Genomic DNA, 21,748 nt, shown 5'->3' on the forward strand with positions numbered 1-21,748 from the left:
AAGGCAGCCCTCAACGCCTTCGACATCACCTTCAACGGCCGACTGTCCATCCGAGACAACTAAAAAATCAAACCCAGTTACACCGAAAACTTGACAGACTCTTCTGCATCAATAGATCTCTGCCGCTTCCGTGGCGGTTGGCCCTGACAGTTCTCCGTCAGTATTTGAGGGATGAGCCGTGTCGAACCTGTTGATCCCCGTGTCCGCCTCGCCATCGTCCAGTGGCCGCCCGATGCGCCGAGGGGAGCGGTGAGCACGTTGTGCCTCGAGCATGGGATCTCGCGTGAGACGTTCTATGCGATCAGGAACGGGCAGCGACGGACGGGCCGGCTGCGGCCTTGGAACCTCGATCGAGACGTCCCAGAGCAAGTCCGTCGAAACTCACGGACGACCTGGCCCGACAGGCAATCGGGGTGCGGGCGGTGTTGGAGGGGTCGGGTCTGGACCATGGGCCGATCAGTGTCCACGAGAAGATGCGTTCGCTGGGGATGACCCCGGTCCCCTCGACGGCGTCGCTGGCGAGGATCTTCCGCGATGCCGGTGTCGCCCGGGTCGAGCCGCGGAAGAAACCGCGGGCCTCCTTCCGGCGGTTCGTCTATCCGGCGCCGAATGCGTGCTGGCAGCTGGACGCGACGGAATACGTCCCCACCGGCGGCCGGAAATGCGTGATCTTCCAACTCATCGATGACCACTCCCGCTTCGCGGTCGCCTCCCACGTCGCGTGGGGAGAAACCTCCGAGGGCGCCCTGATCGTGGTGAAGAAAGCCATCACGGCGCACGGGGTTCCGCAGCGACTCCTCAGCGATAACGGGGCAGCACTGAACCCGTCCCGGCGCGGCGTCATCGGACAGCTCGTCACCTACGTCACCTCGCTGGGCGTCGAGGCGATCACCGGGAAACCCTACAAACCCACCACGCAAGGCAAGAACGAACGCTTCCACCAGACCCTGTTCCGGTTCCTCAACAAACAACCCCTGGCCGAGACGCTCGCGCAGCTGCAGGCCCAGGTCGACATGTTCGACGTGATCTACAACACCGAACGCCCCCACCAGGGGCTGCCCGGCCGAATCACACCGGCGCAGGCGTGGGAGGCCACCCCGGAGGTCGAACCTCCCCGCCCGGCCCCGAGGCCTGCAGCACCGTTGGGTGATGGGGAGGGCTTGCGAGTGGCTCGGGTCCGCGACAACGGCACCGTCTTCATTCGTCAGACACGGTTCCACGTCAGCCGCGCCCTCGCCGGCACCATCGCCTATCTCGTCGAGGAAGATGACGCGCTGCTGGTCTTCGATCACGAGGGCACGATGCTCATTGAGCACCCATGGCCCCCGCCAGGAACCAAGTACGTCGTCAGCGGCAGAGGCCGGGGACGCCCGCCCAGAACTCTATGAGTGTCAGCGATGTTCTGATACATGAACTGTCAGAGATGTCCTGATGCAGAAACGTCAGCGATGTCCTGATACACCACACATCACAGGTGTTATGTCTCAGGACCTCGTGCCCACATTTTGCCCACATTTGAAAGAAATCACCCTGATTCTGATGGTAGCGAAGTGACCGAAAAACGTTGAAATTACGCGGAAGTTGGCCCTGTGCGAGGCCCTGACTGGGCCGTGACTAGGGTTCGAATCCCTCCAAGGGCACACTTTTTCGGGTCGGAACGGCCCTAATCGGCGTTTTTGGTTACCTAGACGGTCAACATGGACCGTCTCTCGCCTTGTCTATGTGTGTCCGCCGCGGCGCTTGCTGACGTAATTTGCGAAGCAATAGATGGCGTACTTGAGAACTTCATCGTCGAGACGAATCCGCCGAGTAGCGCCTCGCGTAAATTGCCACCGTGGGCACGAGTGCCGGAGTTTCGGCCTCACACGATCAATGAGTCGGGATGCCGTTTCCGAGCGCAGCCTCGATGAGGGCGATGGCGCTGCTGCGATTGACACCAAGTTGTGCCATACGAGTGGCGAACTCGAGGGCGGCGGCATGCGCCTCTTGCCGAACACTGTCTCCGTTGGCCGCGACGAACGTGCCCGCGCGCCCGCGGGTAAGGACGAGACCGACTTCTTCAAGTTCTTTGTAGGCCCGGGCGACCGTGTTGATGGCAAGTCCCAGGTCGCCAGCGAGTCTGCGGACCGTAGGCAGCCGCATTCCGGCGACAAGCTCGCCGTTCACGATCTGGGTAAGAAGTTGCACGCGAACCTGCTCGAAAGGCGGGGTCGCGGATTGAGTGTCGACTTCAATCATCGCGCGGCTTCTCCCGGCTTGCTTGAGCGATGGATCTTCGGAGATGGCAACACCCTGGCGCGAAATGAGAAAACAATTGAGATCGCGACGCAGATGACCGCCGCGGACTCGATGAGCGCAGATATGGCTGGGCTCGCTAGGGCGAGAACCTCGGCTCGAGGGTCGATCGCCGCTACGAGCTGAGGCATGGAGATGATGAAGGCCAGCACTCCCAGGCTTAGTGCGGAGCCGGCGCCGTCGCGCACGATACTCACTCGCTGAAGATCTTGCCGGCGCAGAGCATTAACGGATCCGGCCGATGAAGGACGGGTGATGAGAACCCGGGCTCCGACCTCGGTCAGGATGAGAACGAGCAATGCGGGCGCAACAACAAAAGCGGAGACCTGAGGATAAACCGCTGGGGAATCAGATGTTGTCGTCCGCGCCGCGATCACGTACAGCAGGATTAGCGCAATCGTGGCCGATAGGACGAGAATCCGCGCGGCCCACATTACGGGCGACGACACGTAGTCACGTAGGGAAACGGCCTGCGAATGTCCGACTCGCCGATTGATCTGCTCGCGTCCCATCTCGCCGGCGATGGCACCTGCTACGGCTTGCCCGACCAGGCCGCCGGCTACGGCAGGTAGCACGATGAAGTCGGTCGCAGGCGAGCCTCGGTCAGCGCCAACGTAGAAGACGAAGAGCGAACCGAATAGAGCGCCACTGGCCAAGCCAACACCGAGGCCTCGTAGGCGCCACACTCTCCACAACTTCGCATACATGTCCTTGGAGGTTGAGGACCAGGGTGCAACCAAGACGAAAAGCAGGCCGAGACCGAGACCAACGCCGAGAGTTATCCAGGTAGACGTGGCGACGAATGGGATATCACTAATCAGCAGTGACCAGTCCATGCGACTCCTTTGTGTTTGGTCTTTGTCTCATATTGTCAAGACAAAGAGTGACACACAATGCGCGTTCAAGCAATCTCGCAATCCATTGAGTTTGACCGCTGAGAACAAGACAAGCTGACGAAATTGACGCCCGACGTCGTCGACGCGGTGCGGGAGTCCTTGCTTATCGGCCATTGACCGGCGCGAGCGGTCGGCCACTTGGTGGGGCGACTCACATCTGTGTGCGTACCCGTGTGTGTGCGAAATAGAGAATGGTTTGATCCATACGGCAGCGTCAACCCGGGCAATTGACTGCCTTGCGCTATCTCGCCGCGGCGGTGTGGTTGCGGCGTGCGGGATCGGTGAGTCGGTGCATCATCCTGACGGTTCCGCGTCGGCTCATCACTCGGCCGATGCTCGCGCCGATCCGGTTGGAGGAGCCATCGATCACACTCGGGCCCGGGTTGCGTCTGTCGAGGTGGGCGAGCGCGGTGGCCACCACGTCCTCAGGTGTGCGCATTCGCGCTCCCGCAGTGGCGTCGTCGGTGCCGACGACGGCGTTGAACTCGGTGCTCGTCGCGCCGGGCGAGAGCGCGAAGACCGTGACTCCTGATGAGCGGGTCTCGGCCCAGAGGGATTCGGTGAAGCTCAGCACGAACGCCTTTGCCGCCCCATAAACGGCCATCCTCGGGGTGGGGGTGTACGCGGCCATGCTGGCGACGTTAATCAGGAAGCCGGTGCCCGCCTTGACCATGTCGGGCAGGAAGGCGGAGCTGATCTGGACGGGTGCGCTGATGTCGACGGCGATCTCTTGGGCGAGGCGGTCGGAGTCCTCGTCGACGAAGTCGCCGAATGTACCGAAACCGGCATTGTTGATGATGCCCGTGACGTGGAGTCCTGCCGCTGCCACCGCAGCTGCGAGCTCGACGCCCACCGCTGGCGAGCCGAGGTCCTGGGTGATCGCGGTGGCCGTCACGCCGTGGGCCGCAGTCAGCTCGGTCGCGAGTGCGTCGAGGCGATCCCGGCGTCGGGCGACCAGCACCAGGCTGGCGCCTCGAGAAGCCAGAGCGCGGGCAAAGGTCGCGCCGATGCCGGATGACGCTCCCGTGATCAGGATGGTGTGGTTGTGGTAGTCCAATGCGGGCATAAGCGGCTCCAATGTGCGTGAGGATGGGGCGCGAACTGCGCCCGGAGAGAATGTATGCCTATCTGGCACTGGGTGTCAAGCAGGCATTTAGGCTACGATTCTGACATGAGTACTGAATCGACCTTGTGGCAGCGATCGCGTCAGGCGGCCTATGCCGAGATCACGAGCGTCGCTATGCGGCTGTTCCTGGATCAGGGTTTCGAGCGGACGACGATCGATCAGATCGCGTCGACGGCCGGCATCTCGCGACGCTCGTTCTTCCGCTATTTCGGCACCAAGGAAGACATCGTGCTGGGCGATCTGGCGAGCCAGGGCGAACTCATGCGGGATGCGCTCGAGAAGGTACCACTGACCGTTGGACCTTGGGAGGCTCTTCGTCAGGCCTTGCACGCCGTGGATGCGCTCGAAGTCGAGCCCGGTGTCACGTTGAAGATAGTGACGATGATGTACGGGACGCCGTCGCTACGGTCACGCAGTATCGAGAAGCACTTGCATTGGCAGTCACTGCTGGCACCCGACATCCGGAGGCGCCTCGGACTGGCCGACGATGACGCGTCCGACCCGGCGCCCGCCGCGATCGTCGCAAGCTCGATCGCCTGCCTGGATGCAGCAGGAGAGCTGTGGGTCACCGGCGGCGGCGTGGGCGATCTCGCGGCTCTCTACGACCGCGCGGTCGCCGCAGTGCGCCTTCGCGCGTAATTCCCCCGCGGTGCGACCAGCTTCGGTGACAGTGCGTTGCACGATATGGGACGGCGGTGACCTTGTCCTGCACGCTCGCGACGTCGTCGCGGTGACGTGGGTTTCCTTGTTCGAAGAGATAGGAGCCAATCCTTCAGCTCGACGGGTTGGGTCAGAGTAGACCGCGCGGTGGGCGGTACTGGTACTGCAGATCAGCGTCTTGGATATGCCGAATGATGCGCGCCGGCGACCCAGCGACGACCACTCCCGCGGGTACGTTGGCGGTGACCACGCTCCCCGCCCCGACTATCGAGCCGGCACCGATGGACACCCCAGGCAAGATGATGGCACCCGCTCCGATCCAGACGTCGTCGTCGATGTGCACGGGCGCCGAGAATTGCGATCCGTCGCGGCGAAGATCGGGGTGCACGGGATGTCCGGTCGTGGTGATGAGGACGTTGGGTGCGAACATGACGCGGTCACCGATGTGGATATCCACGTCGTCAACCAGGGTGAGGTTGAAGTTGACGTAGACGGAATCGCCGAGGTGCACGTGGTTTCCGTAGGCCACTCGTATAGGCGGCTCAACCCAAACGTCGTCTCCCATACTTCCGAATAGTTCGCGCAGGATGAGCTGACGACCTTCATCGTCGCGTGCTCGAGTTGCATTGAAATCGTCGGCGAGATCCTTGCCGCGAAGGCGCTCCTCCGTGAGCTTTTCGAGGCCGGCTCCGGAGTCAGTGTAGAGGTGGTGGTGGTCCATCCGGTCGCGTACGTCGCGTTCCCGGGGGTCCAAGTTCTCGTCGTCAGTCCCGATTGTGGTGTGGTCATTCATTTCTTGGATCCTTTGCGTATGAGAGTCGGGCGGTACAGGATGCTCGATGCTCGATGCTCATCGGCCATCCAAACGGGAGTATCCGAGAGGAAGTAAAGGTCTGCGGCAGCCTCACATTCGGCGCATGTCGAGAACTTATGACTGGGCGCCTCGTTGCGTGCGGTCTCGTGTTGGATGCTCGGCGATGGTTTTGAGGACAGCGCGGAAGCGAAGACGAATACGAGGACTCCGGCGGCGGGCACGATCAACAGGCCGAACCGAACGGTGGATGCGTCGGCTATCGCGCCGACAATGGGAGGTGACAGGAGAAAGCCGACGCGTAGCAGCCAGCTCACAATGGTGAGTCCCGTGCCGGGGCGGAATCCCGGCAGCTCGTTTGCGGCGTGCATCGCCGCCGGGATAAGCGTGGCGACGCCGAGACCGGCGAGACCGAATCCGATCACGGTGCCGAGAACGGTGGGAAAGGCCAGGGCGAGGCCCATCCCGACGAAGGCGATGGTGCCGCCCGTGCGTGCGACCAAGCGCTGCCCGAAGCGGTCTACAAGTCGGTCGCCAACAATCCGACCGATGAACTGCATCCCCTGCAGAGCGATAAACCCGGCACCGGCTATGAAAGCCGATGCTCCTAGCGAACCTGACAAGTAGATTGCCGCCCAAGAACTTCCCGCGTCCTCGACGATGGCACCCGATGCTGCGATGACAACAAGAGCGAAGAGAATTCCGTAGCGGCTCAACAACCTCGGAGGCCGCACCAGCTTCTGGGTACCGGTTCCTGCTTCCACGCCCGCCTCAGCAGGAATCTCGGCAGTGATCGGCTCAACACCTGGGAGCAAGAAACGGTACGCGAAGGCTGCCATGAGACTGAAAGACACGGCCGAAATGGTCAAGTGCGTGACAACAGGCACCGCAAGTTGCGCGGCGACTGCGCCGAGAATTCCTCCGAGAACAGCACCCACACTCCACACCGCATGGAAAGAGTTCAGAATCGACCGTTTGTACAGCCTCTGAACGCGCAGCCCATGAGAGTTCTGGGCTACGTCGGTGATCGAATCCATGGCGCCAGCGAGGAAGAGTCCCGCAGCAAGAACCGTCCAGACCGGTGCTACCCCGGCAAGCACGATCCCAGCCGCCGACAACACGGTTGCAAGAATGGCTACTCTGGCCGATCCGAACCTCCGCACCAACGATCCGGCCGTCAACCCGGCGAGCAGCGCTCCCAGAGCAAAGGCCGACACTGCAAGACCAAACGCGCCATTGGTTAGGTCGAGTTGGGCCTTGATCTCTGGGTACCGCGGCAGAAGGTTGGCGAAGATTGCGCCGTTCGTAAAGAACAACATCGCCACACCAACGCGAGCGCGGGCGGCCTCCCGAGGTGGATGCTGCGATTCATTCGTCGGAGAAACGATGGGAGAGATTCCTTTCTTTCCTGGTGCCGTGAACGTTCACGTGAACGTTCACGGCGACGCTACCAGTAGTCTGTGGTCATGGCAAACAGCGGTTCACAGATCACGATCCTGGACGTGGCGCGTGTTGCCGGAGTCTCTCGGCAGACGGTGACGAGAGCCCTCAACGGCCTTCCCGATATCAGTGCCGCCACTCGGGAACGCGTCATCGGCGTTGCGCGCCAGCTGAATTATCGGCCAAATCGTGCGGCACAGGGCTTGGTACGTGGCCGCGATGTCACCATCGGCTTTGTCGTTGATGACCTGAGCAACCCTTTTTATCCTGAACTCGCATCGGCGCTCAGTCGGATCGCTTCGGAGCACGCCTGGAGTGTCATCTTGTCCGATCTCGGTGATGATCAGGAAAAGGCTCGTGCTCGGCTTGAGTCTTTGACGCATCGTGTTGACGCGCTCGTGCTCACCGGGTGCCGCACGGATACCGTCGGGTTGCTTCCCGATGACGCTGTCCGTGGCCGTGCCCTGGGCATCCCCATCATCATGCTTGATGGCTCCGCGGCGGATAGGGTCGATGCGTTCGTCGAGATCGACTATCAGGCCGGGGTTCGCGCGGCACTGGATCACTTAACGGCCAACGGAAGACACCGCATTGCGATGATCGACTCCAGTCATATCGCGTCTTCGCGGCGGCATGCGTATCGTGAGTACCTCCACGAACACGACCTGCCTTGGACCGAAGGATCTGAGTTTCGCGACGACGAGACCCATCAGGGTGGCGTACAGGCGGCTGCCGAACTCATCCACGGATATCCCGATGCGGATGCCGTGCTCGTCTATAACGACGTGATGGCAATTGGCGCCCTGAAAGAATTCGCGCGGTCCGGCGTTTCTGTGCCCGATGATATGGCCGTGATCGGAACGGACGGTCTAGCTCTTGGTGCCCTCGTCACTCCGGAACTGACGAGTCTCTCGATCGACAAGGTTGAGCTAGCGCAGTACGCCGTTGAACTCGTCGACAACATCCTGTCCGGGCGCGCCCCAGGTGGAACGCGAGAGAGTCGGAGTTCCGGGCTCACGCTCGTGGTACGCGAGTCCGCCTAGCCGGCGCACATGGCGGCGGCCGGTGAAGATCCTCGTCGACTCGTGCAATGTGTGGATTGCATGCAGAACTTCCGGATGACATCGGCTGCACTCGAGCGCTCAGGTAATGCGCCAGCCGCGGTCGACGGCGATACTCGTGCCCGACATGCCGCGGTTGTCGAGCAGGAAGCGCGCAGCATCCACGACGTCCTGCATCGTGGCGAGCGTGCCGCCGGGGGTGCGGGCCTCGTAGCCCGTGAGCACGCCCTCGGGCTTGCCGGCCCAGAACGGGCTGTCTCCGATGATGCCGGGATGCAGTGCATTGACCCGGATCGGTGCGAGTTCGAGCGCCATCGCTACCGTCAGTCCCTCGACGCCGCCGTTGATCGTTGAGACGGTCACCGAACCGGGGTAGGGCAGGTCTTTGGCTCGCCCGCCGAAGAGCACGATGCCGGTGTCGGGGGAGGGGTCGAGCCGATCGAGCAGGGTGTGGACGACCTCCGTGTAGCCGACGAGTTTGAGGGTGACGAGCCGGGTCGCTCGGGCGATGTTGTAGTCCCGGACGGTGTTGGCATCCCGCTCGATCGCGGCAAGCACGAGTCCGTTCACGGTTCCGATCCCCGCCAGCTGGGCCGCGATGCCCTCCGGTTCGGAGATATCGAGCGCGATGCCGGTCGCCGAGTCCCCGATCGACGCGGCGACCTCCCTGGCCTTGGTCGCGTCCCGCCCGGTGAGCACGACCCGATCACCGTGCGCGACGACGTCCTTCGCGATCTCGAAACCGATGCCGGAGGTTCCGCCGATGACGACGATGGTCTTCTCGCTCAACTCGTTCTCCTTTGCTTGATGTGATCCAGACGCGACTGCTTAGCGGTAGTCGCGACCCGTGATCTCCTCGATGCCGCCGTGGCGCACGGCGGCGCGGATAGCGGTCACAGCGCCGCGCCGGGCCCGACAGGCAGCTGCGCGGCGGCCCGCTCGGCGATCATGCGCCCGAGCAGTCGCTCGTAGACGGCGGCATGAGCCTCGGAATCGAGGTACGCGGAGAGCCCGGCCTCATCGTCGACGATCGCCGCGACGCCGAAGTCGGCACCGCCCGGCCGCAGCCGGAGGCTCTCGCCGCACTCGTATGAGCGCAACTCCGGAATGCCCGCGGCCATGTCGCGCAACTGGGTGGTGAGTTCGGCGACATCCTCCTCGGTCACGTCGTCCCGCCAGCGGAAGGTCGCGATGTGCAGGATCACTTGGTGTCGTCGTCCTGGTAGTGGTACGGGTTGTCGATCGGCTCGTTCGGAGCGAGCGCGGGGTGCATCCCCTCGACCCATGCCTGCTCGCCGAGCTTGGAACGCACGAACTCGACCGACTGGGCGACGGCATCCCGTGCCGGGGCGAGGTCGAGACCGATGCGCTTGCCCTCGTATTTGAGCACCCGACCGTTGACGACGACGCTGTGGATGTCGGCTGTGCCCGCCTGGTACACGACGTGAACGTTCGGGTTGAGGATGGGCGTCATCGCGGGTGACTGGTCGTTCATGACGAGCAGGAGGTCCGCCTTCTTGCCGGGCGTGATCGAACCGATCTTGTCCTCCATGCCGAGGGACTTCGCGCCCCCCATCGTCGCCATCCAGACGACGTCCTCGGCGCGCAAGCGGTTCGCGTTGACGGTCTCGCCCTTGGCGTGGGCCTCGAGGTGTTCGCGTGAACGGTCGGCGCTGAGCGTCGCGCGCATGGCGGAGAAGTAGTCGGCGCTCCACCAGACGCTCGTGTCCATTGACAACGACGCCGAGATGCCGTACTTGCGGAGCTGCCACGTCGAGGGGTAGCCCTGGCCGGCGCTCTGCTCGCTCTCGGTGGCGACCGAGACCGTTCCGCCCGTGGCGGCGATCTTCTGGTAGCTCTCGCGAGAAAGCGTCGTGCCGTGCACGTAGCAGATCTGGTCGGTCATGAATCCACCGCTGTACATATGGTCGATGGCGTTGTCCGTCGTTGCGCCCCACACGCCGGTGTGGGTGGTCACGCGCAGGCCGTTCTCCCGTGCGAACTCGAATGCCGCCTTCTCAGGGAAGTTCTCCGAATCGGGCACGTCGAAGGCGATCTGCAACCCGTGCATGTCGGTCGGGGAGTGCGATGCGACCCAGGAACGGAATTCGGGCGCCGCGGTCCACTCCCACGGTGCTCCGAGGTAATTGCCGTAGCCGAGTACGAATCGGCCGGGGATCTCCTCGAAGGCCTTCATCGCCGCGTCGGCGTACTCGGGGGTGCGGAGCGCATGCGACCAGTCGAGCGTCGTCGTGACACCGGTGTCGACCGATTCGAGTGCGCTCAGGAGGTTCCCCGCGTAGATGTCCTCGGGTCGGAAGACTTCGCCGTGCTGCAGGTAGTAGAAGACGAAGTACTGGCTGAGCGCCCAGTCGCCGCCGTAGCCGCGCAGCGCCGTCTGCCACATGTGACGGTGGGTGTCGATCATGCCGGGCATGAGGATGCCGCCGCTCGCGTCGATCTCGAGCGTGCCCTCGGGCACCTGGAGTTTCGACCCCACGGCCTCGATGGTCTCGCCGATAACCAGGACGTCGGCGTTCTCGAGTACTCCGGGAGTGTCGACGGTGATGACGATCGCATTGCGGAAGACGAAGGGCCGGCCCGCAACGAAGTCCTCGGGATGGGGCGCGGCAGTATTGATGCTCATGGCTCTCCTCGTTGAGAATGTCCAGCGACGCTGCACACTATCTCGCTCAATCCGTCAATTCGCAAGTCCGCGCGTTAACTCATAGGAAACTAGGCAACAGGTTGAATCAGGCTGTAGCATCCGTTCACTTGGAGTGTAAGGAGAGCCCGTATGACCCCTCGGATCGCGGTGCTGGGATCCGGCGCGAACGGTTCGTCGATCGGAGCGGACCTCACGCTCGCCGGCGTCGACGTCACGCTCGTGGAGCAATGGCCCGCGCACGTCGAGGAGATGCGGGCGACGGGCCTCACCATCCGGATGCCCGACGAGCAACTGCACGTGCGGCCGCGCACGATGCATCTGTGCGAGGTCGCCACGCTGCGCGAGAAATTCGACATCGTGCTGCTGCTGATGAAGGCCTATGACTCGCGGTGGGCGACACAACTCATCGCGCCCCACCTCGCGGACGACGGGCTCGTCGTTGGCGTGCAGAACGGCATGACGACGGAGACGATCGCCGAAGTCGTCGGCGCGCACCGCGCCATGGGTGCCGTCATCGAGATCTCCTCGACGATGAACGAACCCGGCCTCGTGCTGCGGCACTCCGGTCCCGCGCGCTCCTGGTTCGCGGTCGGGGCCCTCGAGGGCGGGCCGGTCGGGCGTGAGGAGGAGGTCGCCGCTCTGCTGCGGCACTCGGGCAGCGTTGAGATCGTCCACGACATTCTCGCCACCAAATGGATGAAACTCGTCAGCAACTGCACGACGCTCGTGACGACCGCGAGCCTCGGGCTGCCGATGCTCGACGCCCTCGCCGTGCCGGGCATGCGGACGATCATGCTGCGTTCTGGTCAGGAGGCGCTGGATGTCGGCGCCGCCCTTGATCATCCGATCCTGCCGATCTTCGGCCTCCAGCCCGCGGATCTCGAGCGCTCCGACGAGGTCGTGGAGACACTCCTCGACACTCTCTACCGGGACTTCGTGCTACCGGGCGCGACCACGACGGTGCTACAGGACTGGAGCAAGTCGCGGCACAGCGAGGTGGACGATATCAACGGCACGGTCGTTGCCGAGGCGGCGCGGCTGGGCCGTTCGGCGCCCGTCAATTCGGCGATTGTCGAGGTCGCCCATCGCATCGAGCGCGGAGAACTGCGACCCTCGCCGGAGGTCGTCGAGGTGCTGCATCGCCAAATCGGTGACTGAACCGAATTGATCTATAGTGCTTAACGATTTGTACAGTAGGAACGTACAGAAGCGGAGGAACCCAATGGCGGGTAAGAGAATCGCATTCGTGGGCACCGGAGCACAGGGGGCCGGCATCGCCGCAGACCTCACGCGAGCCGGGCTTGACGTCACCTGCATCGAGCAGTGGCCGGCCCACGTCGAGGCCATGCGCGAGCACGGCATCGAAATCCGTCTGCCGCTCAAGACCGAGGTCACCACGGTGCGCGCCCTGCACTTATGCGAGGTGGCGACCCTGCGTGAGAAATTCGACATCGTCTTCGTCGTCGTCAAGGCCTACGACACTCGCTGGGCCGTCGAGCTCATCAAGCACCTGCTCGCACCCGACGCACTCGTCGTCGGACTTCAAAACGGGATGTCCCTCAACGACGTCGCCGACATCGTCGGCCCCGAGCGCACCATCGGCGCGGTCATCGAGATGGCTTCAAACATGTTCGAACCGGGCATCGTCACGCGGCAAAACGCCCCCGAGAACTCCTGGTTCACCGTGGGGGCCTTCGACGACTCTGCGCGCGGCCGGGAGCCCGAGGTCCAGGAGGTGCTGCGCCACGCCGGCACGGTCGAGATATCCCCCGACATTCGGTCGTCGAAGTGGATGAAGCTCGTCGCCAACGCCGGCGAACTCGTGCCGTCCGCGATCCTCGATGAAGCACTCGCCGACGCCGTGAAGATGCCGGGGGTGCACGAGTTCATGGTGGAGTGCGGCAAGGAGGCCGCCCGCGCCGCGGTCGCGGACGGCTGCAAGCTCGTGCCGATCTTCGGGCTCACCGAGGACCAGGTCAGCGGGCCTGACCAGTACGCGAAGGATCTGCTGGGCGAAGTGCTCGAGAAGTACTCCCTGCCGGACACGCGGACGACAGTGCTGCAGGACTGGATGAAGGGCCGCCGTGCCGAGGTCGACGAGGTCAACGGCCTCGTCGTCGAAGTGCTCGCCCGTGTCGGCCAGTCCGCACCGTATAACGCGCACACGGTCGAGATCGCGCGCCGCATTGAAGCCGGCGAGCTCGAGCGGGGTCCACAGAACCTCGAGCTGCTCCTGACGCTCCCGGGTGCCTAGCACCAGGGTCAGTGGGGCTGCCTGGCGTGCGTTGGAGCGCCATCCAGGCTTTGGAGTCTCACTTGCTCGTTCCGCCGTGCTCTGGCCGGCGCAGGCCGAGCATGATCAGGATGACGCCGACGATGGCGACGATGAGCCCGATGGAAAGCCACATGCGGCTACCTGTCATGAAGCTTCCCGGGATCAGATTCATGCCCTGCCCGGCCCACACTCCACCAAGGATCACGGCGATCACGCCGACGGTGATCAGGGCGATGCGCCCATTTCGACTAGTCACGTCCCCCAACGTACCCTCGACCGATGCACCCGTCGCTCGGCACAAGTTCCCCCTGTGGACAGGTCGCGCGGGTCCTTGTGAATCGTGGCCCGCCGGACCCTTGCGGCAGCCATCTCCGCGATCGACTTCGCAGCCTGCTCGGGCCGAACAACCGTGCCATCATGGACGCGAAAGGGGCACTAACCGCCGCGTCACGAGCAGGACCAAAGACCTCTCGTTAGTTCTCCTGCGGTAACGGCTTGAGGCTTGCGGCGTGAGGAGAAGCATGGATGCCCAGCAGGTCGCCCTTCGTGGGCGCGTGGCAGTCGTCACGGGTTCCACTCGCGGCCTTGGTCTCGCCATGGCCCGGCTGTTGGGCCAGCAGGGTGCAACCGTTGTGCTGGCATCCCGTTCGGAAGCCCACGTCGCAGCCGCTGTCGAGATGCTTCGACTGGAGGGTATTTTGGTCTCAGGGTGTCGCTGCGACACCGGGGAATTGGCCGACGTCGAGGCTCTTCGTGATGAGGCCCTCCGTCACGGGATGCTCGATATCTGGGTCAATAACGCTGGAATATCTGGCGTTTATGGGCCCACGGCATCCACGCCGATCGACGACTTCGAGCGCGTGGTGCGTACGAACATCCTCGGAACGTTTCACGGGTCACGGGTCATACTGCCGGTGTTCCTCTCCCAAGGCCACGGCGACCTCGTCAACCTCTACGGCCAAGGCGACCAAGGCCCGGTCGCAATGCAGAACGCATACGCGTCAAGCAAGCGTTGGGTCCGCCAGTTCACGGAGACTCTACGGCTCGAAACCAAAGGAACCGGAGTCCGCGTTCACGGTATGAACCCCGGGTTGGTGACGACAGCCCTGCTCAGGCACATCACGTCCCAGCCAGGATACGAAGGACGTCTAAGTGCACTCCAGGTCGTTGTTGGGCTGTGGGGGCAGGCGCCGGAGGCGGCCGCGCGTCCCCTCGTGAAGCTTGTCACGTCGGACGCTGGCGAGTTTCGCAGCCTGACGAAGTTGGCCCTGGTGACCCGCGGTCTTCATAGCGTTCTGACCGGACGACTCCGCCGCCGCAATCGCATGCCCCTGGACGTCCGCGTCCTGGATGCGAACGGCCAAGAACGAACGATCGGGCCCGATGCAACTACGCGGTGAGTGTGCGGGCAACCGCATCACATCCGGACGGGGCCGTAGGGGATACGCCTGGATGGTCAATGTCGGAATTTTAGACGCTTCCGGTGGTCACTCTGCGAGGATCTACCTCTGGGGGATGCAACGGATATCACGTAACGATCGCGTTTCGCGATGGGCGGTCCTGAATTCTGGAATTGTCGCGCTGGCACTTGCCTTGGTGTGGCTCGTTCGATCCAAATCGGTAGTCTGCACTATCTCCAGTTTTGGATGGACTTCATGTGAACGGATGAGGCATTGCCTCGCCAGCTCGTGATGGCCTCCCGTTCGGCGGCGCTCAGACCAGGCGAGGCGAGGAGTTCTGCCAAGTCGAGGCCGCGGAGCGCGGCGCGAAAGGCGCCCTCTGTCGTTGTGCCGTGGCTCTGGCAGAGCGCCTCAATTGTGGGTTCGGCGTTCTCGCGCTGTGATGCTCTTGCCCGGCGGTCCGCCAGTCGGACTGTTTCGAGATAGTCGTCGACGATTGCCTCGGGTTCCACATCGATGGCTGTGAGGAGTAGCAGCGCGATAAGTCCTGTTCGATCTCGTCCTGCCATGCAGTGAAAGAGAATGCCACCTTCTGGCGCGCCAGCCAGGGCCGCCAGGACCGACACGCTGCGTTCGGGCATCGCGTTCAGGTGCGGCAAGTAATACAGTGCTGTACCGGCAAGCCCGTTGTTCCAGAAATCCTTCCAGAAAGTGGCATTGTCGAGTCCATCCAAATCAATAGGGAGGGTGGTGAGCCAATCGGGCCGCGGCTGGGTGTCCTGTGCCCGTTCTCCTGCCTGGCGTAGGTCGACTATGGTTCGGATGCCCGCTTCGCGTATTTGCTCCCATCCGGCCGGTGTTGCCGAGTCGACGTTCTCGGACCGGAAGAAGACGCCCCTCGGCGTCAAGGTTCCATTTCTTTGTCGGAGACCGCCGAGATCGCGTGCATTCACCAAGCCCTCGACATGCAAGGTTCGGCTCGTGAGTTTCGGCTCGTCGCTCATCGGGCCAGCATACGTTCAGCGTTGGTGTCTGAAGAGGGAGTGGTCTGGCGCCGGACTCTGCGTTCACATGGTGACTCCTTCGCGTCTCGCCAGAACAGCGCTACCCGATGAGGCGACGCGCCCACGATCAGGATCTGTGTTGTGACCCTATGGTTTTGAGGCAGCGGCGTGCGGTTCTGCGCGTGTCAGAAGATGACCGGTGCACTGCGCGTGCGGCTGACCTCGGGGCTAGAGCGCGTCGTCGTTCCCGACAGGAGACGCTTCCGCTTCGCCCATCGCTGTGAGCTCTCGCAAAGATTCAATATGCCCGCGATACGCTTTCCGGCCTTTCGAAGTGAGAGCGAGAGATGTCCGCACATGGGAGTCGATCACGGTCTTTGTGACATTGACGTAGCCCGCTTCGCTCAGCGGCTTGACGTGCTTGCTGAGAGCCGAATCGCTGACGCCCAACGAGTCTCGGATTGCCGAGAAATCAGCGCCGTCAACAGCTGCCAGAGCCGCGGTAATGCGCAGCCTGGTAGGTGCGTGGATCAAAACATCGAACACCGGGCGCATGTCTAGCGTCCTGCAACGGTGAGGTGCAGATTACGCTCCCACCACCAGGGGACCGTGATCATTATGAGCGGTAGGGCGATCGCCAATCCGACAACCACCATTGAGTGCTCGGTAAATGTCCCGAGAAGGATTCCGGCAATCGGAAACAGCACCATGACTCCGACCAGAATCAATCGACCTGCATAGTGCTGACCCGGTTGGGCAACGAGTCGGCGAGCTCCAGGACGCTGGAAGAGGACAGCCGAGGCGATGATGGCGAGGGAGGCGGAGACTGCGACCACGAAAGTCCAGGGGTCGGGGAGGAGGACTGCGGCGGTGAGAGCACCGCCAGCTAGCCCGACGATAGCGAGGGATGGCCGGATCGAACGTGCGGTGCGGCGCATCGCGTCCTCGGCGTTGCGGGCAGCTGCCACGGCATCAGCTGCGGGAATTGGGAACTCCTCGTCGTGCTGCATTTCCACTCCAGTTTCCGTGGCGGACTTTCCGCTATGGAAAACGTAGCACTTTCCGCAATGGAAAAGAGTAGGTTGTGCCGCATGGGGACGACCTAGTTCGATCACTATGCGGGAGCGCGGTTATGCCACCGGAGCTGGGGTTTTTGGGCACAATGGGACAATGAAGAATTTACGTGTCTTTTGGAAACGATCGGGTCCGGTATTGAAGGCCACGCTCGTCTTCACGTCGATGCTGATCTTGTTCGGAGTGGCCGTGCTCGGCGTATCGTGCTTCGGGACTGTTCCTGGATCCGAAGCCTTCGACTCCGGAATGACTCTTTCCCGGACACTCTTCCAGATCAGCGCGGTACTGAACATGGTCATGTTATTTGTGATCCAGGCCCGGCTCCGGCGCGAGAAGAAGATGTAGCGCGAGCTCGAAGCGTCTTGTCAGAGCCTCGGGCAGATGCCGGCACGGGAGCGGCAAGATGAGAGCCTGCCAGACAAGGAAAGTCATTCTGCCCCACGATGGGTGGTGTGTTTGACCGGGATAGTCAGGCTTCGATGGCCGTGTTCATTTGCCACCACGTTCGACCGGATTGAAGTCGCTGTTCGACTCGTTTCTAACCAACCACTGGAGGCGAAATTGCCGGCTCAACGAAATATGAAGAACCCGGTAGTCGGAGGAATGGTCGCCCACGGGATCTTCTTTGTCATGCTGCTTGCGATCATGATCTCGGGAGCGCAGTCGCTCGGAAGTGACACTCCGCAATGGTTTCCGGTCGTGGTCGTCGGCGTACCGGTCGCTACCGTGGTTGCTATCGTCTCGGGAGCCATCCTCTACGTGAACCTCACTGGCAAGGCCCGGCTGAAAGCCCTCCTCGAGGCCAGGCCAGGGGCAACGATCGTCCGCGGAAACTGGAGCTCGGCTCTCCTCTCCCCATTCCTCAAACCCGGTCCTCTGCTGCGCCACACGAACTATCGCGGCTTTCCCGTCGAGGTGACCGCTGACGCGGCCGGCATTTCGTTGTGGCGAGGTGGCCACAAGATCGTAGATTGTGGTCTTCTGCCATGGGACCGGATCCGATCAGTGAGCGTGGAGAACGTAAACGCGGTCATCGGGAAGCGAGTCACGCCGATATTGGTCATTGAGGTCGATCCCGGAATCGGAGAGTACGAAACCCGAATCGAACTGGTACTCACGGGCGAGAGCGCCGATGTTGGTGCGTCGAAACTCCTCGCCCGCCAGCCCCGCTGAACCCGCACGTCGAGATCTACGCTCACGTTGGTTTCTCGGGGCCGGCGCCACAGCGGTCACCGATGAACAGTGACGGCTCTCCCACCGATGCGCGCTGCCGGCGACTGGTAGGCGTCCTTCCTTCGGTGCACGGAGGCCGCGCGCCTGAGCAAGGCCCTGCGGAACGCCAGTTAGCGCTTCTGGTCGGGACCGGGCCGTGCTGTGAATCCCAGAACGGACCGGTTTCGACCGCTCTCCTCGCTGTCCCAAGGGCCGCGAACGGAGACCGCGATGAGAGTGAGACCGACCAGAATCAGAACCCACGAGTAAACAGTTGCTGATCGGAGCAATAAAGGGAACACGCCGGTGAAGATCGACATGGTGCCCAGGGCGAAGAGAGCTCGCGTGACCCGCCACGGGAACCACCCTCGATCATTGCGCATGGCCTCACCCTACTGTCAGCTCCCGTCGAAAGGTAAGAACGATTCTCTGGCCTCGTCGACAGAGCACCGGGGAGACTAGCCTCGACGACATGGGGACTGCGATGATCCGCCGAGCGACGGCCGAGGATCTGGTCGCCCTCCAGGAGATCGAAGATGCGGCCGACGGTCTCTTCGCATCCGTGTTTTCGATCGCTGACTGGCAGCCGGCTCCTTCTGGCGTCGAGCGATCACGACATCCTGGTTTTATTCTTGTGGCCAGTACGGAGCCGGATTCCAGGCCTGTCGGGTTTGCCCACGTCATCGAGATCCCGGGCGGCAATCACCTCGAGCAGTTGTCCGTAGTGCCGTCCCAGACAGGCCACGGGTATGGGCGTGCGCTCGTGGAAGCGGTCAAGACCGAGTCAACGCAGCTCGGTCGCACACGTGTCACGCTGCGAACTTATGTTGACGTTGCGTGGAATGCGCCCTTCTATGCGACTTGTGGTTTTGCAGAGTCTGTCCCTGACAACGATTTCCTTCGCGACCTGCTGAGCGTGGAACGCCAGAGTGGACTCGGGTATGCGCGCCGAGTTCAAATGACGTGTGACCTCAGTTCCGTACGCTCCGGCATGCCCGCAACCATGCGGAATTCTTCGCGCGGAGGTTACGCTGAGGATCATGACCGGGGGCGCATGGGTGGTTGATCCTGTTACGCAGGTGGAGCTTTGGGTGCCGGATTACGCAACGCCCGATAGCGCAGTCCGGCGAGCGGCCCTGGAGCGTGAGGGGCTCCTCCGTAGTGTGGCGAAGGAGTGACCCATGACCAGTTCCGAACTGCGTGAATGGCCGGCGAGCGATCGTAGATACCGGCGTTCGGAGGTGTCGGCACTCGTGGGGCATGGTGACGCCGTCTGGGAGCGCGCCGCCAGGGACGTGCTCCGATGGCGGGTGAAGACAGAGAGTGGGTTTGCCGTCGACTCGACCGGCCCGGTGTCACCGGGCGACCGTGTCATCGTCACCGCACGCGTGCTCACGGTGACCATTGTCGAGCCGGTGCAGGTCGTGTCCGTAGTTGACGAATCCGACCGGGTCGGCTTCGCCTACCGGACCTTGCCGGGGCACCCGGTCAGCGGCGAAGAGGCGTTCATCGTGCACCGACGTGGCGACGAGGTGCGTCTCACCGTGCGCTCGCTCACGAGCCCCGCGCCGCAGCAGCCGTGGCGAGCCCTTTACCCACTGCTCCTCATCGCCCAACGAATCGTGCGCAGACGCTACCTGCGGTCACTTCGCTGAGCTGCAGGCCTGCCAGCGCTTTCCGCAGCGCCGGCGGTGCTGTCAACCCGAGTCGGCGCGAAATCGCGGATGCCCGGAAGATCCCTGACTCCGTCTCAGGACGCCGCGACAGCCGCGGATTCGCGTACTACTGACGTACCAGCGGGGCGAGTGCCTCACCGAGTGCCGTCACGACACCGGGCACATGGCCGTTGAGCGGGGCGTTCACGATGACACCGTCCACACCTGCACCGAGGATCTCGGACTGAATCCGGTCCGCCACCGTGGTCGCCGTCCCCACGAAGGCGCGGCTGCGTCGTTCCTCGGGCAGGGACTGCAGAATGGCGTCGGCTTCTGCCTGCGTCTCCACGATCACCGCGCTGGCGAGATAGCTCGTCTTCAGGGTGGACGGGTCCCGGTCGATCTCCTCGGCGCGCTGCTTCAGAGCCTGCAGCTTGTGTGGCAGGTCTTCGATGGCGCAGATGATATTCATGTGGTCGGCGTATCGCGCCGCCAGGCGGAAGGTCTTGCGCTCGCCCTGGCCGCCCAGCATGATCGGGATGCTCTCGCGGAACCGTGGCACGTTCATGGCCCCGTGCGCCCGGTACCACTTGCCCGTGATCTCGGGCCGCTCGTCGCGCAGCATGGGGTGGATGATCTGGAGCGCCTCGTCGAGCTTCTCGAAGCGCTCCGTGAAGGTATCGAAATCGAAACCGAGCTGTTCGTGCTCGAGCTCGAACCAGCCCGCCCCGATGCCGAGGATCGCCCGGCCGTGACTGATGACATCGAGGGTGGTGACGGTCTTGGCGAGCAGGGTCGGGTTGCGGTAGGTGTTGCCGGTCACGAGCGCGGAGAGCTGGATGGTGCTGGTCGACACGGCCAGGGCGGCCAGCGTCGAGTACGCCTCCATCATCGGCTGATCGGGCGTGCCGATTCCGGGCAGCTGATAGAAGTGGTCCATCACCAGAACCGTGTCGAATCCGCTGGCCTCCGCTTCGCGCGCCTGAGCTGCGACGGTGTCGAACAGCGACTCGACGCCGCCCGGATAGGTGAAATTGGGAATCTGATATCCGAGCGAAATCGTCATATCGCCTACGCTACGACACTCCTCGGTCCGGACGCTATCGATATACTCGCTGGATGCGGATCCGTCCGATAGATCTCGTCGACGTGTTGGTCTATCTCGTCGTGCTCGGGGTGTTCATCCAGCTGTTTCCCGTCGTCATCTCAGAGAATTTCCTGCTTGCCCTCTTGACGGCGATCCTGCTCAAAGCCGTCCTTGAAATCGTGCTCTGGGCCAAGAAGAACATCGTTGCGCGGATTCGCTCGGCGGAAACGCGGTGGGTTCGAATCGTCAACGCGGTCACCCTGGTGCTGCTGCTACCGGGCAGCAAGTTCCTGGTGCTCGAACTGGTGGCCCTGGCATTCGGAGACGCCGTCCGTCTCGGCGGCTTCTTTCAAGTCACGGCACTCATCATCGTCCTCATGCTTGCGCGAGGCGGCATCCGCTGGGCGTTCAAACGTCGTCCGGGCAAGCCCGAAGCGCCGATGATCGCATGACCATGGACTATGTACCGCGTCGACCAGACGTTGTAACGGTCGAGCTTGTCGGCGGATCAGAGAAGCGCGACCTGGAACTCGTTGCCTATGACGACGGCTGGCCCGTGATCTTTCGTGCCCACCGGAATCGTCTGCGGAAGGCGCTCGGAACGACGGGCGTCGAGGTTGAGCACATCGGATCGACCTCGGTGCCCGGACTGGCAGCCAAGCCGATTATCGACATCCTGGTCACGGTCAGCGATATCACCGCGGAGGAGGACTATCTCGCACCTCTGTTATCCGTGGGATACGAGTTGCGCGCTCGCGAGCCCGGACATCGCCTGGTGCGAACGTCAGCACGCGATGTACACATCCACATCCTGCAAAGCGGAAACCCTGCTATCGACAGGTACCTCCTGTTCCGCAACCGTCTTCGTGCGGATGCGAACGACCGGTCCTTGTATGAAGCGACGAAGAGCGCGTTGTTGAGTGACGGTTTCGACGACATGAATGCATACGCCGAAGCCAAGACCGACGTCATCGAGGCGATCATTGCGCGTGCTCTCGCGTCCGGAGCCTAGCCTCAGCAGAATGTCGTGGGAAAGCTGCGGTCCTGTGGATCCGACGGCCCGTTGTCATACGGGACCGAAGAG

24 protein-coding genes and 1 pseudogene are annotated in these 21,748 nt (G+C 62.9%); 12 read left to right on the forward strand and 13 right to left on the reverse strand.

The window, feature by feature from the left end:
- The first annotated feature begins 171 nt into the window (after nt 1–171).
- Nucleotides 172–1,388, forward strand: a pseudogene (locus E3O44_RS13640) (integrase core domain-containing protein).
- Between the two features lie 481 nt (nt 1,389–1,869).
- On the opposite strand, the gene E3O44_RS13645 reads toward E3O44_RS13640, so the two are convergent.
- From E3O44_RS13645 to E3O44_RS13655, 3 genes are all read right to left on the reverse strand, one after another.
- Nucleotides 1,870–2,238: a GntR family transcriptional regulator gene (locus tag E3O44_RS13645; protein ID WP_134535331.1), complete on the reverse strand. Its 369-nt coding sequence runs from the start codon at nt 2,236–2,238 to the stop codon at nt 1,870–1,872.
- On the reverse strand, nt 2,235–3,131 hold the full coding sequence (locus E3O44_RS13650; RefSeq protein WP_134535332.1) for a hypothetical protein: 897 nt from the start codon (nt 3,129–3,131) through the stop codon (nt 2,235–2,237). The genes E3O44_RS13645 and E3O44_RS13650 overlap by 4 nt, the downstream gene beginning before the upstream one ends.
- A 301-nt stretch (nt 3,132–3,432) precedes the next feature.
- The gene (locus E3O44_RS13655) at nt 3,433–4,257 is read right to left on the reverse strand and encodes an SDR family NAD(P)-dependent oxidoreductase (RefSeq protein ID WP_134535333.1); all 825 of its coding nucleotides are present in this window, start codon (nt 4,255–4,257) and stop codon (nt 3,433–3,435) included.
- A 105-nt stretch (nt 4,258–4,362) separates the two neighbouring features.
- Here E3O44_RS13655 and E3O44_RS13660 point away from each other — a divergent pair, with 105 nt between their 5' ends.
- Nucleotides 4,363–4,956, forward strand: coding sequence for a TetR/AcrR family transcriptional regulator (locus tag E3O44_RS13660; RefSeq protein WP_134535334.1), 594 nt, complete (start codon nt 4,363–4,365; stop codon nt 4,954–4,956).
- Between the two features lie 151 nt (nt 4,957–5,107).
- Here E3O44_RS13660 and E3O44_RS13665 read toward each other — a convergent pair whose 3' ends face one another.
- Together E3O44_RS13665 and E3O44_RS13670 are read right to left on the reverse strand one after the other, a co-directional pair.
- On the reverse strand, nt 5,108–5,770 hold the full coding sequence (locus E3O44_RS13665; RefSeq protein WP_134535335.1) for a sugar O-acetyltransferase: 663 nt from the start codon (nt 5,768–5,770) through the stop codon (nt 5,108–5,110).
- Complete coding sequence (locus E3O44_RS13670; RefSeq protein ID WP_134535336.1) at nt 5,767–7,107, reverse strand: MFS transporter; 1,341 nt, start codon at nt 7,105–7,107, stop codon at nt 5,767–5,769. Before E3O44_RS13670 ends, E3O44_RS13665 begins: the two co-directional genes overlap by 4 nt.
- Before the next feature lie 147 nt (nt 7,108–7,254).
- Here E3O44_RS13670 and E3O44_RS13675 point away from each other — a divergent pair, with 147 nt between their 5' ends.
- The gene (locus E3O44_RS13675; protein ID WP_134535337.1) at nt 7,255–8,271 is read left to right on the forward strand and encodes a LacI family DNA-binding transcriptional regulator; all 1,017 of its coding nucleotides are present in this window, start codon (nt 7,255–7,257) and stop codon (nt 8,269–8,271) included.
- Between the two features lie 99 nt (nt 8,272–8,370).
- Here the strand turns inward: E3O44_RS13675 and E3O44_RS13680 are convergent, their stop codons facing one another.
- The 3 genes from E3O44_RS13680 to E3O44_RS13690 all read right to left on the reverse strand — a co-directional run bounded on the left by E3O44_RS13680 (nt 8,371) and on the right by E3O44_RS13690 (nt 10,936).
- Nucleotides 8,371–9,078, reverse strand: a complete 708-nt coding sequence (locus tag E3O44_RS13680; protein WP_134535338.1) for an SDR family NAD(P)-dependent oxidoreductase — start codon at nt 9,076–9,078, stop codon at nt 8,371–8,373.
- A gap of 104 nt (nt 9,079–9,182) precedes the next feature.
- Nucleotides 9,183–9,494, reverse strand: coding sequence for a Dabb family protein (locus tag E3O44_RS13685; protein WP_198415919.1), 312 nt, complete (start codon nt 9,492–9,494; stop codon nt 9,183–9,185).
- Entirely contained in the window at nt 9,491–10,936 is a 1,446-nt protein-coding gene (locus tag E3O44_RS13690; RefSeq protein ID WP_134535340.1) for an amidohydrolase family protein, read from the reverse strand. Before E3O44_RS13690 ends, E3O44_RS13685 begins: the two co-directional genes overlap by 4 nt.
- Nucleotides 10,937–11,086: 150 nt before the next feature.
- Here E3O44_RS13690 and E3O44_RS13695 point away from each other — a divergent pair, with 150 nt between their 5' ends.
- Both E3O44_RS13695 and E3O44_RS13700 read left to right on the forward strand, forming a co-directional pair.
- Nucleotides 11,087–12,115, forward strand: coding sequence for a ketopantoate reductase family protein (locus E3O44_RS13695; protein WP_134535341.1), 1,029 nt, complete (start codon nt 11,087–11,089; stop codon nt 12,113–12,115).
- 88 nt (nt 12,116–12,203) lie between these two features.
- Nucleotides 12,204–13,211, forward strand: a complete 1,008-nt coding sequence (locus E3O44_RS13700) for a ketopantoate reductase family protein (protein WP_241976333.1) — start codon at nt 12,204–12,206, stop codon at nt 13,209–13,211.
- Between the two features lie 58 nt (nt 13,212–13,269).
- Here the strand turns inward: E3O44_RS13700 and E3O44_RS13705 are convergent, their stop codons facing one another.
- Nucleotides 13,270–13,488 carry a hypothetical protein gene (locus E3O44_RS13705; RefSeq protein ID WP_198415920.1) on the reverse strand — a complete coding sequence of 73 codons (219 nt, stop codon included), beginning with the start codon at nt 13,486–13,488 and terminating at the stop codon, nt 13,270–13,272.
- A 265-nt stretch (nt 13,489–13,753) separates the two neighbouring features.
- On the opposite strand from E3O44_RS13705, the gene E3O44_RS13710 reads away from it, so the two are divergent.
- A complete protein-coding gene (locus E3O44_RS13710) occupies nt 13,754–14,632 on the forward strand; it encodes an SDR family oxidoreductase (RefSeq protein WP_134535343.1) in 879 nt (292 codons plus the stop codon).
- Between the two features lie 230 nt (nt 14,633–14,862).
- Here E3O44_RS13710 and E3O44_RS13715 read toward each other — a convergent pair whose 3' ends face one another.
- From E3O44_RS13715 to E3O44_RS13725, 3 genes are all read right to left on the reverse strand, one after another.
- Entirely contained in the window at nt 14,863–15,636 is a 774-nt protein-coding gene (locus tag E3O44_RS13715) for a tyrosine-protein phosphatase (protein ID WP_134535344.1), read from the reverse strand.
- A 228-nt stretch (nt 15,637–15,864) separates the two neighbouring features.
- Complete coding sequence (locus E3O44_RS13720; RefSeq protein ID WP_134535345.1) at nt 15,865–16,191, reverse strand: transcriptional regulator; 327 nt, start codon at nt 16,189–16,191, stop codon at nt 15,865–15,867.
- A gap of 2 nt (nt 16,192–16,193) precedes the next feature.
- Nucleotides 16,194–16,646 carry a hypothetical protein gene (locus E3O44_RS13725; protein WP_134535346.1) on the reverse strand — a complete coding sequence of 151 codons (453 nt, stop codon included), beginning with the start codon at nt 16,644–16,646 and terminating at the stop codon, nt 16,194–16,196.
- Between the two features lie 160 nt (nt 16,647–16,806).
- Here E3O44_RS13725 and E3O44_RS13730 point away from each other — a divergent pair, with 160 nt between their 5' ends.
- From E3O44_RS13730 to E3O44_RS13745, 4 genes are all read left to right on the forward strand, one after another.
- Nucleotides 16,807–17,055, forward strand: coding sequence for a hypothetical protein (locus E3O44_RS13730; RefSeq protein ID WP_134535347.1), 249 nt, complete (start codon nt 16,807–16,809; stop codon nt 17,053–17,055).
- Between the two features lie 234 nt (nt 17,056–17,289).
- Nucleotides 17,290–17,883, forward strand: coding sequence for a hypothetical protein (locus E3O44_RS13735; protein ID WP_134535348.1), 594 nt, complete (start codon nt 17,290–17,292; stop codon nt 17,881–17,883).
- A gap of 511 nt (nt 17,884–18,394) precedes the next feature.
- A complete protein-coding gene (locus E3O44_RS13740; protein WP_134535349.1) occupies nt 18,395–18,988 on the forward strand; it encodes a GNAT family N-acetyltransferase in 594 nt (197 codons plus the stop codon).
- A 115-nt stretch (nt 18,989–19,103) separates the two neighbouring features.
- On the forward strand, nt 19,104–19,577 hold the full coding sequence (locus tag E3O44_RS13745; RefSeq protein ID WP_134535350.1) for a DUF1990 family protein: 474 nt from the start codon (nt 19,104–19,106) through the stop codon (nt 19,575–19,577).
- A 127-nt stretch (nt 19,578–19,704) separates the two neighbouring features.
- On the opposite strand, the gene E3O44_RS13750 is transcribed toward E3O44_RS13745, so the two are convergent.
- On the reverse strand, nt 19,705–20,643 hold the full coding sequence (locus E3O44_RS13750) for an LLM class F420-dependent oxidoreductase (protein ID WP_134535351.1): 939 nt from the start codon (nt 20,641–20,643) through the stop codon (nt 19,705–19,707).
- Nucleotides 20,644–20,696: 53 nt separating this feature from the next.
- Between E3O44_RS13750 and E3O44_RS13755 the strand changes: the two genes are divergently transcribed.
- On the forward strand, nt 20,697–21,116 hold the full coding sequence (locus E3O44_RS13755) for a hypothetical protein (RefSeq protein ID WP_134535352.1): 420 nt from the start codon (nt 20,697–20,699) through the stop codon (nt 21,114–21,116).
- Nucleotides 21,113–21,676, forward strand: coding sequence for a GrpB family protein (locus tag E3O44_RS13760; RefSeq protein ID WP_134535353.1), 564 nt, complete (start codon nt 21,113–21,115; stop codon nt 21,674–21,676). Before E3O44_RS13755 ends, E3O44_RS13760 begins: the two co-directional genes overlap by 4 nt.
- The last annotated feature ends 72 nt before the right edge of the window (nt 21,677–21,748 follow it).

The organism is Cryobacterium algoricola (assembly GCF_004402485.1).
GTDB classification, from domain to species: domain Bacteria; phylum Actinomycetota; class Actinomycetes; order Actinomycetales; family Microbacteriaceae; genus Cryobacterium; species Cryobacterium algoricola.

Excerpts from the sequence above, each read along its gene's own strand:
- E3O44_RS13755 (WP_134535352.1), top strand. The coding sequence starts at position 20,697 with ATGCGGATCCGTCCGATAGATCTCGTCGACGTGTTGGTCTATCTCGTC.
- E3O44_RS13725 (WP_134535346.1), bottom strand. The coding sequence starts at position 16,646 with ATGCAGCACGACGAGGAGTTCCCAATTCCCGCAGCTGATGCCGTGGCA.
- E3O44_RS13650 (WP_134535332.1), bottom strand. The coding sequence starts at position 3,131 with ATGGACTGGTCACTGCTGATTAGTGATATCCCATTCGTCGCCACGTCT.
- E3O44_RS13665 (WP_134535335.1), bottom strand. The coding sequence starts at position 5,770 with ATGAATGACCACACCACAATCGGGACTGACGACGAGAACTTGGACCCC.
- E3O44_RS13655 (WP_134535333.1), bottom strand. The coding sequence starts at position 4,257 with ATGCCCGCATTGGACTACCACAACCACACCATCCTGATCACGGGAGCG.
- E3O44_RS13660 (WP_134535334.1), top strand. The coding sequence starts at position 4,363 with ATGAGTACTGAATCGACCTTGTGGCAGCGATCGCGTCAGGCGGCCTAT.
- E3O44_RS13645 (WP_134535331.1), bottom strand. The coding sequence starts at position 2,238 with ATGATTGAAGTCGACACTCAATCCGCGACCCCGCCTTTCGAGCAGGTT.
- E3O44_RS13760 (WP_134535353.1), top strand. The coding sequence starts at position 21,113 with ATGACCATGGACTATGTACCGCGTCGACCAGACGTTGTAACGGTCGAG.
- E3O44_RS13720 (WP_134535345.1), bottom strand. The coding sequence starts at position 16,191 with ATGCGCCCGGTGTTCGATGTTTTGATCCACGCACCTACCAGGCTGCGC.
- E3O44_RS13735 (WP_134535348.1), top strand. The coding sequence starts at position 17,290 with ATGAAGAACCCGGTAGTCGGAGGAATGGTCGCCCACGGGATCTTCTTT.
- E3O44_RS13740 (WP_134535349.1), top strand. The coding sequence starts at position 18,395 with ATGGGGACTGCGATGATCCGCCGAGCGACGGCCGAGGATCTGGTCGCC.
- E3O44_RS13715 (WP_134535344.1), bottom strand. The coding sequence starts at position 15,636 with ATGAGCGACGAGCCGAAACTCACGAGCCGAACCTTGCATGTCGAGGGC.
- E3O44_RS13710 (WP_134535343.1), top strand. The coding sequence starts at position 13,754 with ATGGATGCCCAGCAGGTCGCCCTTCGTGGGCGCGTGGCAGTCGTCACG.
- E3O44_RS13745 (WP_134535350.1), top strand. The coding sequence starts at position 19,104 with ATGACCAGTTCCGAACTGCGTGAATGGCCGGCGAGCGATCGTAGATAC.
- E3O44_RS13675 (WP_134535337.1), top strand. The coding sequence starts at position 7,255 with ATGGCAAACAGCGGTTCACAGATCACGATCCTGGACGTGGCGCGTGTT.
- E3O44_RS13750 (WP_134535351.1), bottom strand. The coding sequence starts at position 20,643 with ATGACGATTTCGCTCGGATATCAGATTCCCAATTTCACCTATCCGGGC.
- E3O44_RS13730 (WP_134535347.1), top strand. The coding sequence starts at position 16,807 with ATGAAGAATTTACGTGTCTTTTGGAAACGATCGGGTCCGGTATTGAAG.
- E3O44_RS13670 (WP_134535336.1), bottom strand. The coding sequence starts at position 7,107 with ATGTTGTTCTTTACGAACGGCGCAATCTTCGCCAACCTTCTGCCGCGG.
- E3O44_RS13690 (WP_134535340.1), bottom strand. The coding sequence starts at position 10,936 with ATGAGCATCAATACTGCCGCGCCCCATCCCGAGGACTTCGTTGCGGGC.
- E3O44_RS13695 (WP_134535341.1), top strand. The coding sequence starts at position 11,087 with ATGACCCCTCGGATCGCGGTGCTGGGATCCGGCGCGAACGGTTCGTCG.